Source organism: Streptomyces abyssalis (genome assembly GCF_001751365.1).
Taxonomy (GTDB): domain Bacteria; phylum Actinomycetota; class Actinomycetes; order Streptomycetales; family Streptomycetaceae; genus Streptomyces; species Streptomyces abyssalis.
In genome coordinates this window covers 1-12,523 of record NZ_LJGT01000040.1, presented here as the reverse complement: position 1 = coordinate 12,523, position 12,523 = coordinate 1, and the positions used below count along the sequence as shown (strand labels likewise).

At 70.9% G+C, this 12,523-nt stretch carries 10 protein-coding genes; 5 read left to right on the top strand and 5 right to left on the bottom strand.

Annotated elements, in window-relative coordinates; genetic code table 11:
- Nucleotides 1-23: 23 nt before the first annotated feature.
- The 5 genes from AN215_RS15060 to mtnA all read right to left on the bottom strand — a co-directional run bounded on the left by AN215_RS15060 (nucleotide 24) and on the right by mtnA (nucleotide 6,646).
- On the bottom strand, nucleotides 24-749 hold the full coding sequence (locus tag AN215_RS15060; RefSeq protein WP_070013527.1) for a ComF family protein: 726 nt from the start codon (nucleotides 747-749) through the stop codon (nucleotides 24-26).
- Between the two features lie 93 nt (nucleotides 750-842).
- Nucleotides 843-2,675: an LpqB family beta-propeller domain-containing protein gene (locus AN215_RS15055; RefSeq protein ID WP_070013526.1), complete on the bottom strand. Its 1,833-nt coding sequence runs from the start codon at nucleotides 2,673-2,675 to the stop codon at nucleotides 843-845.
- Nucleotides 2,675-4,819, bottom strand: coding sequence for an MtrAB system histidine kinase MtrB (mtrB, locus tag AN215_RS15050; protein WP_079123071.1), 2,145 nt, complete (start codon nucleotides 4,817-4,819; stop codon nucleotides 2,675-2,677). The genes AN215_RS15055 and mtrB overlap by 1 nt, the downstream gene beginning before the upstream one ends.
- A 1-nt stretch (nucleotide 4,820) precedes the next feature.
- The gene (gene mtrA, locus AN215_RS15045; protein WP_070013525.1) at nucleotides 4,821-5,498 is read right to left on the bottom strand and encodes a two-component system response regulator MtrA; all 678 of its coding nucleotides are present in this window, start codon (nucleotides 5,496-5,498) and stop codon (nucleotides 4,821-4,823) included.
- On the bottom strand, nucleotides 5,495-6,646 hold the full coding sequence (mtnA, locus tag AN215_RS15040; protein WP_070013524.1) for an S-methyl-5-thioribose-1-phosphate isomerase: 1,152 nt from the start codon (nucleotides 6,644-6,646) through the stop codon (nucleotides 5,495-5,497). The genes mtrA and mtnA overlap by 4 nt, the downstream gene beginning before the upstream one ends.
- A gap of 137 nt (nucleotides 6,647-6,783) precedes the next feature.
- On the opposite strand from mtnA, the gene AN215_RS15035 reads away from it, so the two are divergent.
- Genes AN215_RS15035 through AN215_RS15015 form a run of 5 tightly spaced genes read left to right on the top strand, consistent with a single transcriptional unit; the run spans nucleotide 6,784 to nucleotide 12,421 of the window.
- Nucleotides 6,784-8,025, top strand: a complete 1,242-nt coding sequence (locus AN215_RS15035; protein ID WP_070013523.1) for a DUF7847 domain-containing protein — start codon at nucleotides 6,784-6,786, stop codon at nucleotides 8,023-8,025.
- Nucleotides 8,026-8,029: 4 nt separating this feature from the next.
- On the top strand, nucleotides 8,030-8,806 hold the full coding sequence (locus tag AN215_RS15030) for a DUF4129 domain-containing protein (RefSeq protein WP_079123232.1): 777 nt from the start codon (nucleotides 8,030-8,032) through the stop codon (nucleotides 8,804-8,806).
- Nucleotides 8,803-10,116, top strand: a complete 1,314-nt coding sequence (locus AN215_RS15025) for a DUF4350 domain-containing protein (RefSeq protein ID WP_070013521.1) — start codon at nucleotides 8,803-8,805, stop codon at nucleotides 10,114-10,116. The genes AN215_RS15030 and AN215_RS15025 overlap by 4 nt, the downstream gene beginning before the upstream one ends.
- The gene (locus tag AN215_RS15020) at nucleotides 10,113-11,078 is read left to right on the top strand and encodes an AAA family ATPase (RefSeq protein WP_070013520.1); all 966 of its coding nucleotides are present in this window, start codon (nucleotides 10,113-10,115) and stop codon (nucleotides 11,076-11,078) included. The genes AN215_RS15025 and AN215_RS15020 overlap by 4 nt, the downstream gene beginning before the upstream one ends.
- A gap of 32 nt (nucleotides 11,079-11,110) precedes the next feature.
- Nucleotides 11,111-12,421 carry a DUF58 domain-containing protein gene (locus AN215_RS15015; RefSeq protein ID WP_070013519.1) on the top strand — a complete coding sequence of 437 codons (1,311 nt, stop codon included), beginning with the start codon at nucleotides 11,111-11,113 and terminating at the stop codon, nucleotides 12,419-12,421.
- Nucleotides 12,422-12,523 lie beyond the last annotated feature (102 nt).

The following is a 12,523-nucleotide window of genomic DNA, read 5'->3' as shown; positions in this document are numbered from 1 at the left end:
ATGCGCGTACTCGCGGCACATGCTCACGGCCTCGGCCGGAAGGCGATCACGGCCGCCGCAACCACCGGGCGTGTCCCCTCCGCCACTGCGCGGGCCGCCTCGGCCAGCGACGCCCCCGTGGTCATCACGTCGTCGACCAGCATCGTCTCCCCTCCGGCCAGCAGTCTCCCGACGCCCGGCACCAACTCCAGTGCGCCACCGACGTTCACTACGCGCTGCCGCGCCGTGAGCCCCGCCTGGTCCGCCACCGTGCGTCGCTGACGGAGCACAGCCAGCACGCGCGCGGAGACACCTCTCCCGCGCAGCTCACGGGCCGCCGCCCCGGCGATCCGCCGAACCGGGTCGTGGCCGCGGCGAGCCACCGCGCGACGTGCCGAGGGCACCGGCACGAGCGTCAACGGCCCGCCTCCCGCCCGTCTTCTGGCTGAATCCGGCGCCCGGACGGATGCCTCCCGCACGGCTGCGGCGAGCAACACGCCCAGCGGCCCGGCCAGTCCGAGCGCACCGCGTTCCTTGTGGGCCAGCAGAAGAGCACGCAACTCGTCGGCGTACGGCAGGGACGCGTACACACGCGGCAGACCGGACGGCACCGGCGACGGCCGCACCCGGCGCGGCACCGCTCCGGCGAGCGTGCTGCCGCACCGCGCGCACAACTCCCCACGCACCCCCGGGACTCCGCATCCGGCGCACCCGCCCGGCAGCACCAGACCTGCGAGTTCCTGCCGGAGCTCCCGCCACAACTCCCGCATGACGACACTCTTCCAGCGGCCGCGAGGGCCTGCCAGGCCTGTGGAAAACCGGGCTGTGGACAACTCGGACGGGCAGTCCGTCCGGGGCCGGCGCTAGCCGGGGTACGCGGGACTCGTACCGCTGTCCGTCAGCGTCTTCCAGTTGGCGTCGGGAGGCAGCCGCACGATGCCGTCCTCCGAATCGGCGAGCAGGGGCTTGCTCTCGTCCTCCGAAGCGGCCACGCCCGTCACGTCGTTGATACCTGGAAGCGCGGGCTGGTTCGAGGCCGAGCCGTCGGTCTCTATGTACTGCATCTGCTGCACGCTCCCGGACTCGCGCCCCACGACCACCAGCCGGCTGCCGCCCGCCCAGGACATCGCCGCGACATCCTCGAACTGCGGAGCGAGAGGCCGCAGCGCCGTCACCCTCACCTGTGGGTCCTGAGCCGTCCCCTGGCGCTGGACGCGTCCCAGCTTCAGCGTCCGCGAGCCGTCCTTCTGCCGGATGTGCAGCGCCATCCGTACGCCGTCGGACGCGATGCGGAGCGACTCGATCCGCTCCCCCTCGCCCAGACCCGGCACATCGACCTCCTCCGGCTTCTCCTTGCCGCCCGCCAGACGCAGCAGGCGCGGATCGTCCGGATCGCGGTCGGCGACCCACAGGTCGCCCAGGCCGTCCCAACTGGGCGCCGTCAGCCGGTCGTTCTCACGTTTCGCCTTGCTGCTCAGTACGGGCTCGCCCAGCTCGCCGCCCTCCGTGAGGCGTGCGACGTACAGCGACCGGCGTGCGCGGGAGACGGCTGCGCCCTCCTGCTCGGCGCGGTTGACCGCGACGGCGCCCATCTCCGTCTCGCCCTCGCCGAGCGCGCCCTGGACCGGCCTCGGGTCCTCGCTGTTCTCGTCGAAGGAGGAGACACGGTGATCACCGTCGACGAAGTACTGGCGCGAGGCACGGCCGTTGAGCCGCCCTGGCTGATTGTCCTCCGCCTGCTCACGCGTCCGCTCGCACTGCGTCTCACCGTCCGCTCCCGCGAGCACCACCTTGGTGACCTTGGCCGACGCCTGGTCCTGCACGGTGTGCAGCACCTGGGACGCCATCCGCACGCAGCGCGCCTCGCTGACCATGGTTCCCCTGGCGTTGAGCCGGACGCTCAGCGCTCCCGAGTCGTCCAGCGAGAGATGCTGGTCGCGGGCGAGTGCCGCGCCCTTCGGGAAGGACGAGTGGACGACGGGGTCGACCCAGCCCGTCGGGCCGTCCAGCAGCGCCTGGACCGTCGCGGTGACCGGGTCTATGCGGCGCCGGAGATAGACCGGATCGGCGACGAGGACGTCCTTGCCGCCTGTGATGGACTCGGAGTCGCTGCCCAGTTCCGCGTAGTAGTAGTTGTTGATCGGGCGGTAGATGCGCTGGAAGTCGGATTCGCCGAGCACGAGCCCGTCCGGAAGCTGGTCGATCCGCCACTCCCCGTCCTCCTTGGAGAGATGGAACCCCTCGCTGTAGTCGCCTGCCGCCGGTGAGTACGCATGGCTCTCGTCGACCTCCGCGACGCGCGTGCCGGTCACCTGGACGCTGAAGCCGCTGCCGCCTCCCGAGTCGCGCCGGGCGTTGCCGGGGCTGGGGCCGCCCGAGACGACGCTCGTACTGGCGAAGGGGTCCCACTTTGCGGCCGTACGGTCGGCCAGGTACTTCTTCGCCGTCGAGAACGCCGCCTCGTCGCTCGTCGTCGACTCCAGGAATCCGCGGACTATCTGCTGCGGCTTCTCGCCCTTCTGCGGGCTGACACCGAACACGCGGACCTGCGAGTCCGAGTCGGCGCGGTGCGAGGAGTCGACGTGGTCCACGGAGCCGTCGTCCGGCATGGAGGCGCAGCCCGACAACAGCAGCGCGAGCGCGGTCAGCACGACCGCTGCGGCACGGCCGTCCCGGCTCCGCCGAGCGTCACCCATCACTGTTCTCCGTCCTCGCGAGCCGGCGGCTCGCCGTCAGCGTCAGGGGGAGCGGGGCCGCGCGGCGCGGCGACCGCGCGGGTGTGCGTGGAGGTGGAGGTGGTCGTGGACGTGGACCTGGCTGTGGGCGCGGACGTGGGCCCGGACCGGCCGGCAGGCGCCGCTGCCGGGGCCGACTGCCGGGCGGAGCCGGGGGCCGGTCCTCCTGCACTGTCCGTTCCGGGCGCGGAACCGGGCGCGGGTCCGGACGCGGAGCCGGCCCCGGCGGAGCTTCCTTGCCGTCCTTGCGACGGAACCTTGCTACGGGCGCCTCCCGGCCCCTCCGCCACGGGCCGCCTGCGGCGCGAGTCGGCCGGCTGCAGCGGCAGCGGCGAGGAGCGCAGCGTCTCCCCCGCGGTGCACGGCAGCGTGAGCCTGAACTGCGAACCGCCGCCCGGCTCACCCCACACCTGGAGCCATCCGCCGTGCAGCCGCGCGTCCTCCAGCGCGATGGAGAGGCCGAGGCCGGACCCCCCGGTCGTACGGGCGCGGGCCGGGTCCGCGCGCCAGAAGCGGTTGAAGACCCGCTCGGCCTCGCTGCTGCTGAGCCCGACGCCGTGGTCCCGTACGGCCACCGCGACCGCTCCTCCTCCGGCTGCCAGCCTGACCACGACGTCGTGGCCCTCGCCGTGCTCTATGGCGTTGTCGACGAGGTTGCGCAGCACCCGCTCGATGCGGCGCCCGTCCGCCTCGGCGACCACCGGGTGCTCGTCGCCGCGCACGAGGACGCGGCTGCCCTTGCGCTCGGCGAGCGGCTCACAGCCGTCGACGACGCGGCGTACGACGTCCCGCAGGTCGATCGGGTCGGGCTCGAGGTTGGCGGCTCCCGCGTCGAAGCGACTGATCTCCAGAAGGTCGCCCAGCAGCGACTCGAAGCGGTCGAGCTGCCCGAGCAGCAGCTCCGCGGAGCGCGCGGTGGCGGGATCGAACTCCTCCCGCGCCTCGTGGATCACGTCCGCGGCCATACGGACCGTGGTGAGCGGCGTACGCAGCTCGTGCGAGACGTCGGAGACGAAGCGGCGCTGCATCCGGGAGAGCTCCTCCAGCTGCTGGATCTTCACCTGGAGGTTCTGGGCCATCTTGTTGAAGGACTCGCCGAGCCGGGCGATGTCGTCCTCCCCCGTGACCTTCATCCGCTCCTGGAGTCTTCCGGCAGCGAGCCGTTCGGAGATTCCCGCGGCCATACGTACGGGCGTGACGACCTGCCGCACCACCAGCCACGCGATCGCGCCGAGCAGCACGACCACGAACACTCCGGCAGTGGCGAGAGTGCCCTTGACCAGATTGAGCGACTCCTCCTCCAGGGTGAACGGGAAGACGTAGTACATCTGGTACGGAGCTCCGCCGGCGTCGTTGAGCCGCTTGCCGACGATCAGGCCGGCGGTGCTGCTGCCGTCCTGGCGGTACACCTTCGCGTAGCGCTGGTGGGTGCCGGGCTGCTTGTCCAGGGCCCTGCGCAGGTCGGCGGGGATGCTCTCCTCGGGGCGGATGTCACCGGAGGCCCGCGGGCCGCGCGTGGTGGAACGCCCGTTGCCGAGGAACGGGGATTCGTCGTTCTGGGAGCCGAGCGCGACGACGGAGTAGACGCCCTGGCCACCGCTTGCGAGCTGCTCCACCAGGTTGTTCAGCCAGGTGCCGGTGTTCTGCGAGCTGCGGCCTCCGCTGCCGGGACGGCCCTGCGGACCCTCGCCGCTGCGGCCGCTGCCCGCGCTGTCGGCCATCTCCTGGGCGGCCGCGAACCCGCCCGCCGCCTGGCTCTGGGCGGTCTTCTCCTTCGCGTCCAGCAGCCCGTTGCGCACCTGCCCGATGACGACGATGCCGAGGAGCAGCACCACGCCCAGGGACATCAGGAGCGTGGCCGCGACCACTCGGAGCTGGATGTTCCGCCGCCACAGCCGCAGCACGGGCAGCAGCGGGCGGCGCACCCAGCGGATGAAGAAGCGGATCGCGGGGTGGGCACGGGGTCCGGTCGTCCCTTCAGGCAGCAGGCCCTCGGAGAAGAGCGCCCCGCTGCGCCACAAGCGCCGGAATTTGGACATTTCGGACTCGGGTGCCGTGGCTCCGTCCGCGTCGGCGCGCTGCTGGACGGAGCCGTTCCGGGTCATCTCAGCCGGGCCCGGCCTTGTAGCCCACTCCGCGCACCGTCACGACGATCTCGGGGCGTTCCGGATCACGCTCGACCTTCGAGCGCAGACGCTGCACGTGAACGTTGACCAGGCGCGTATCGGCCGCGTGCCGGTAGCCCCACACCTGCTCCAGCAGCACCTCACGGGTGAAGACCTGCCAGGGCTTGCGGGCCAGCGCCACAAGAAGATCGAACTCCAGCGGCGTGAGGGCTATGGACGCCCCGTCCCGCTTCACCGAGTGCCCGGCGACATCGATCACCAGGTCGCCGATGGCCAGCTGCTCGGGTGCCGGGTCGTCCGACCGCCGCAGCCTCGCGCGGATCCTCGCCACGAGCTCCTTCGGCTTGAACGGCTTGACGATGTAGTCGTCGGCCCCCGATTCCAGGCCCACCACCACATCCACCGTGTCGGTCTTGGCGGTCAGCATGACCACCGGCACCCCGGATTCCGCGCGGATCAGGCGGCAGACCTCGATGCCGTCCCTGCCCGGCAGCATCAGATCGAGCAGCACCAGGTCCGGCTTGACCTCGCGGAAGGCGGCGAGTGCCTTGTCACCGTCCGACACGAACGACGGTTCAAAGCCTTCGCCGCGCAGCACGATCCCGAGCATCTCTGCCAGTGCGGTGTCGTCGTCGACGACAAGGACTCGTCCCTTCATGCGTTCATCATCCCATTACCCCATCGTGACGTTGTCGTTCGTGACGGGGAACACAGCCCCGCGACAGTTTCGCTGGTGACGGGCGAGATCACACCTCGCTCCGTGACGACGGCCGTCACCAGTTCCGGCGGGGTCACATCGAAGGCCGGGTTGTAGGCATCGGCCCCCCTCGGGGCCACAGGAATGCCGCCGCCGCGCTCCCCCCGTTCTTCCGGATGGTACGGCGAGTACGGCGAAGAGATGTGCGTCACCTCTTCCGGCGCCCGCTGCTCGACCACTATGTCCGTGCCCCGTTTCGTCGCGAGATCGACGGTCGTCACCGGCGCCACCACCACGAACGGCACGCCGTGGTGCCGCGCCACCACCGCGAGCGGGTAGCTGCCGACCTTGTTGGCGACGGAACCGTCCGCCGAGATCCGGTCCGCACCGATCAGCACCGCGTCCACCTCGCCGGCGGCGAACAGCGAACCAGCGGCCCCGTCCGCGAGGACGCTGAAGGGCATGTCCTCCCGCATCGCCTCGTACGCGGTCAGGCGCGCGCCCTGCAGCAGCGGACGGGTCTCGTCCACCCAGAGCCTTCGCAGCTCGCCTGCGGCGTGCACCTGCGAGACGACTGCGAAGGCCGTGCCCCGGCCCCCGGAGACCAGGAACCCGGTGTTGCAGTGCGTGAGCAGCCGTAGCGGCTTCCGTGGGACGAGCTTCCGGAGCAGGTCGTGCCCGAGCTGCGCCATCCGCTCACTCGCCTCGGCGTCCTCCTCGTGGAGCGCCCTGGCTTCGGAGAGGGCCGCTGCCGCCGCACGCCCGCCATCCGCGCCCTCGCCGGCCACCGCCCGCTGGTAGGCGCGCTCCACCCGCCGTACGCCGGCAGCGAGGTTCACAGCTGTGGGCCGCGCGGACGCCAGACGGTCGGCCGCCTCTGCCACATCGTGACCACGGGCGGCGGCGAGCGCGACCCCGTAGCCGCCGGCCACACCCAGCAGCGGCGCGCCCCGCACCGACAGAGCCCGGATCGCCCTCACCAGGTCCTGTACGTCCCGGCAGGCGAGCTCGGCTTCCTCTGCCGGCAGCCTCGCCTGGTCGAGAAGCAACAGCACCGGCCCCTCGGGGCTGTCCGCCCAGCGCAGCACCGGGACACCATGATCTGCCATTCGCACAGTCTGCCTCGATCCGCGACGTCTTCTGAAGGAGATCCAAGAAGCCGGGGGCCGCCCGACGTCGCGGGCGAGCGTGGGACGATGGCAGGCAACCAGGCGACGGAGCGACCTAGACCTCGAGGTGACGACAAGTGAACGACTCTCCGGGCTGGACCCCGCCCGGATCTCCCACACCCGATCGTTCGCAGGACGGCGAGGAGCCAGCCGTCGTCCCCGGGAGCAAGGCGCACCCGGCGCCCGAGAACGATCCACCCAGGAACTGGTCCGCGCAGCAGCCGCCCGCCCAGGCGAACCCTGGCTGGGGGGCTCCTCCTCCCGGTCCTCCCGGCCGTCCGGGCTGGGACAAGTGGGGCGGCCACTGGAACCAGCCGCCCGCCGCCAAGCCTGGAATCATCCCTCTGCGGCCGCTGGGCGTCGGGGAGATACTGGACGGCGCGGTCACCACCATGCGCGCGCACTGGCGCACCGTGCTCGGCATCTCCCTCGCCGTCGCCGTGGTCGTGCAGTTCGTGGCCACCGTGGTCAACGGCCTCTGGATGTCGGAAGCCTCGGACCTGAACGCGCTGACCAGGGACCCGCAGCCCAGCCCCGACGAACTCATGAATGCCCTGACAGGAACGCTGCAGGTCTCCGGCGTAAGCGCACTCGTCGAAACTCTCGGCACCGTGCTCGCCACGGCCATGCTGACGATCGTGGTCAGCCGGGCAGTGCTCGGACGTAGCGTCTCCGTCGGTGAGGCATGGCGGGACTCCCGCCCTCAGATGCTGCGTCTGCTGGGCCTTCTCTTCCTCCTGCCCCTGCTCGTGGCTCTGGCCATGTTCGCCGGCTCCGCACCGGGTGGAGTGCTCCTGGCAGCCGGGCTCAGGACGCTCGGGGTCGCCGTGCTGCTCGTGGGGTTGCTGGCCGGTCTGGTGGCAGCCGTCTGGATCTGGGTCCGCTTCAGCCTCGCCGCCCCGGCCCTGATGCTGGAGAAGCAGGGCGTCATCACAGCGATGCGGCGCTCCGCCAAGCTCGTACGGGGCAGCTGGTGGCGTGTCTTCGGCGTACAGATGCTGGCAACGATCCTGGTCGTCATCGTCGCGTCGATCATCCAGATGCCCGCGACGCTCATCGGCATGGTCGTCAGCGGCCAGGGTGTCTCCGCCTTCGCCGAAGGAACGCCGGCCACGAGCTGGTCCTATCTGATCGCCGTGGGCATCGGCGCCGTCATCGCGTCCACGATCACCTTCCCGATCCGCGCCGGTGTCACCGCCCTGCTCTACCTCGACCAGCGCATCCGGCGCGAAGCCCTCGACCTCGAACTCGCCCGCGCCGCAGGCGTCCCGGGCTACGGCGACCCCCAGTCGTCCGGCCACCGGACTCCCGGGAGCTGAGGTGATGCCGGGGGATGTGGCAACCGCGGCGCCGGCCACGGCAGTCGGGACGCACCCGGCGGCGTTCACCGGCGACGGCGGCCCGCCCGTGACAACCCCTCGCACACCCGCGCGCGAAGCAGCCGAACGTGAGCTGTCGAAGGCCGAGTACCACAGGGACGACCCGGGTCTTCTCAACCGCATCCTCGACTGGCTGTGGGAGCACATCAGCTCTCTGCTGAACTCGGCTGCGCAGGCGTCTCCCGGAGGGTGGGTCGGTCTCACCGTGATCATCTGCCTGCTGGCCCTGCTGGGCATGGCGCTGCGCCTCAGGCTCGGCCAGCTGCGGCCTGGGCCGGCCTCCGAGGCCTCGGCCCTCTTCGCCGAGGGACCGCGAAGCGCGGCCGAACACCGAGCGGCAGCGGAGACCCATGCCGCCGCCGGACGTTGGAACCGCGCCCTCCAGGAACGGATGCGAGCCATCGTCCGGTCCCTGGAGGAACGCGCCCTGCTCGACCACCGCCCCGGCCGCACCGCCGACGAAGCCGCCGTCGAAGCCGGCCGTGCGCTGCCCGGACATGCGGACGCGCTGCGCTCGGCCGCCCGCTCCTTCGACGAGGTGACGTACGCGGACAGGGACGTCGACGCCTCCGCGTACACAGCCGTCCGCGATCTCGACCTCGCCCTAGGACGCGCCGAGCCCGTGCTCGCGAGCGCCGGCGCGGGACAGGACGCGAACCGCCTGGTGGGGCAGGAAGCGCCGAGCACGGACGCCGCCCCGCCGGACGGAGGGAGAAGTTGAGTGACGCGTCCGGCACCTCCCTCTCCCCCACGGCCCGGCAGCTGTGGGCCCGTGCCCGTGGACTGCTGCTCGCCGCCGTGATACTCGCCGTGGCCGGAGTGATCATCGCGGCTCTTCGCTCGGGGAACGAGTACGGACTCCTCGATCCCCGGTCCACGGCCGACCACGGCAGCAAGGCCACGGCCCAGCTCCTCAGGGAACGGGGCGTCGACACGAAGATCGTGACGACCGCCGCCGGGGCCAGGAAGGCCGCAGGACCGGGCACGACACTCCTCGTCAGCGACCCCGACGCCCTCAGCCGAAGCCAGAAGGCCGACCTGCGGGGCGCGTTGGAACGCGGCGGCCGGACCGTCCTCATCGCTCCGGGCCCCGCCCCGACCAAGACCCTGGTCCGCGGAGTACGCGCCGCGGCACCCGCAACGACGCAGCCCACACCTCCGGACTGCGGCTTCCCCACCGCGGAACGCGCCGGCGACGCCGAACTCGGCGGCGTCCGTTACGCGGTCTCCAACGACCAGGCCGACGCCTGCTACCTGCATCAAGGTCTGCCCTCCCTGCTGAGGATCCCGGACGAGCCCACCGAAAAGGGCGACCGCCCCGGTCCCGGAGGCGACACCGTGCTGCTCGGCAGCCCCGCACCGCTCTACAACCAGCGGCTCGACAGGCACGGAAACGCCTCCTTGATGATCCAGTTGCTCGGCTCGCGCCCGCATCTCGTGTGGTACCTCCCCTCCTCCGCCGACGCCTCCGCTCCCAAGGGCGGGGAGCGCAGCTTCCTCGATCTCCTGCCGGAAGGCTGGACCTGGGCCACCGTCCAGCTGTCGATCGCCGCCGTACTCGCCGCTCTCTGGCGCATGCGCCGTCTCGGACCGCTCGTGCCCGAACAACTCCCCGTAGCCGTACGGGCATCCGAGACGACCGAGGGCAGAGCACGCCTTTACCGTCGTGCCAACGCACGCGACCGCGCCGCCGACGCACTGCGATCCGCCACTCGCGCCCGTCTCGCCTCGCTGGCAGGCGTCAGCGCCGCCGAGGCCGACTCCCCGCAGACCCTGGTCCCCGCCCTCGCCAGGAGCGCCGAGTCCGGTACGCACCCGCGCCCGCATACCGGTGCGGACGCCGGGCCGGCACCCGGCACCCGACCGGATCCCGGTGGCAGCGCGAACCTCCACTCCCTTCTCTTCGGCCCGGCCCCTGCGACCGACGCCGAACTCATCCAGCTCGCCGACGAACTCGACCACCTGGAACGGCGCTTGACCGACGGCGCCTCCTTCACCCGCCGACCGACAGACAAGGAACGCACCCAGTGAGCGCCCCCTCGCCAGACAGCGCCCGCAGCGCGCTCGAAGCACTACGCCTTGAGATCTCGAAGGCAGTCGTCGGCCAGGACGCCGCCGTCACCGGACTGGTCGTTGCGCTGCTCTGCCGCGGCCATGTGCTCCTTGAAGGTGTCCCCGGGGTCGCCAAGACACTGCTTGTGCGGACACTCGCCGCCACCCTCGAACTCGGAACCAAACGCCTGCAGTTCACCCCCGATCTGATGCCGAGCGACGTCACCGGATCCCTCATCTACGACGCCCGCACGGCAGAGTTCTCATTTCAGCCCGGCCCGGTCTTCACCAATCTGCTGCTCGCAGACGAAATCAACCGGACACCCCCCAAGACCCAGGCGTCCCTCCTCGAAGCCATGGAGGAACGTCAGGTGTCCGTCGACGGCACCCCACGGGCGCTGCCCGACCCCTTCCTCGTGGCAGCCACCCAGAACCCGATCGAATACGAGGGCACCTACCCCCTGCCGGAAGCGCAACTCGACCGCTTTCTGCTCAAGCTGAACCTCCCGCTGCCCTCACGCGAAGACGAGATCAGCGTCTTGACGAGGCACTCGGAAGGGTTCGACCCCCGGAATCTCGACACCGCCGGCGTCCGCGCCGTCGCGGGGCCCGCCGAACTGGAGGCGGCACGAGGCGCGGTCGCTCAGACCTCCATCTCACCCGAGGTCACGGGCTACGTCGTCGATATCTGCCGCGCCACTCGTGACTCCCCCTCGTTCATGCTCGGTGTGTCCCCCCGCGGCGCCACCGCTCTACTCGCCAGTGCCCGCGCCTGGGCCTGGCTCACCGGACGCGACTATGTGACCCCCGACGACGTCAAGTCCTTCGCCCTGCCGACCCTTCGCCACCGCGTGCAACTTCGCCCCGAAGCGGAGATGGAAGGTGTCACTGCGGACAGCGTGATCAATTCGATCCTTGCCCATGTCCCCGTCCCCCGTTGAATCTCAGTGAGCTGATTGGCGAGCCCTGATTCATGGCACTCACCGGCCGTACAGCCCTGATCGCCGCCCTCGGCGCGATCCTCGTCGGGCTGCTGCTCCCCAGCTGGACCGGCGTGCTCGCCGTCGAACTCCCGCTGCTGATTGCAATCCTGTACGACCTCGCCCTCGCGGCGCCAGTGAATCAGCTGCGCTTCACACGTTCCGGTGATACATCAGTTCGCCTTGGCGAACAGGCATACGCAAGCATCCTCGTCGTCAACCCGTCCCGCCGCCGTTCCCGTCTCCGTCTCCGGGACGCATGGCCACCGAGCAGCCGGCCGGACGGAGTCCCGGAAACGGCAAGCAGGCACCATGCGCACATCGGGCCCGGCGAGCAGCAAGTTGTGACCACCGTTCTCCACCCCACCCGTCGCGGCGACCGGCGCTCCGAGCGCATCACCGTCCGCTCCTACGGACCACTCGGTCTGGCGGCGCGCCAGGGAAGCCACGCCGTCCCCTGGACGGTACGAGTCCTCCCGGCCTTCCACAGCCGCAAGCACCTCCCCGCCAAGCTGGCAAGACTCCGCGAACTCGACGGCCGCACAAGCATCCTGACCCGCGGCGAAGGAACCGAGTTCGACAGCCTCCGTGACTACATCCCAGGAGACGACACGCGGTCGATCGACTGGCGTGCCACCGCCCGGCAGTCGACGGTCGCCGTCCGTACGTGGCGCCCCGAACGCGACCGTCACATCCTCGTCGTTCTCGACACGGGACGGACGTCCGCCGGCCGCGTGGGCGACGCCCCGCGCCTCGACACCGCGATGGACGCCGCGCTTCTTCTCGCCACCCTGGCCTCGCGGGCCGGCGACCGCATCGACCTTCTCGCGTACGACCGCGCCCCTCGCGCAACGGTCAAGGGACGCGCGGCACATGAGGTCCTGCCGGCATTCGTCTCTGCGATGGCACCGATCGAACCCGCACTCGTCGAATCCGACACCCTCGCCCTGGCCTCGACAGCACTGCGCATGGCAAGGCACCAGTCGCTCCTGATCCTGCTCACAGGGCTGGAAGCATCTCCCGTCGACAACGGCCTCCTTCCGGTGCTGCCGCTGCTCACCGAACGCCATACCGTCCTGGTCGCCTCGATCGCCGATCCGCGCATCGCGGAGATGGCCGCCGCGCGAGGCGATGTCGATGCCGTCTACAACGCCGCGGCTGCGGCACGGGCCCAGTTGGAGCGAAAACAGACCGCGGACCGTCTCCGCCGGTACGGGGTCACAGTCGTCGATGCACTGCCCAGCGAACTGGCACCCGCTCTCGCCGACGCATATCTCGCGCTGAAATCAGCAGGCCGGCTGTGACCTTTAGTCGATGCACCCGTCGCCAAAGTCGAGGTTGTGCGGGCATGAGGAAGCCCCGTTGGTGTGGGTGGTGTTCCCATTCCAACGGGGCTTCTTCTACTG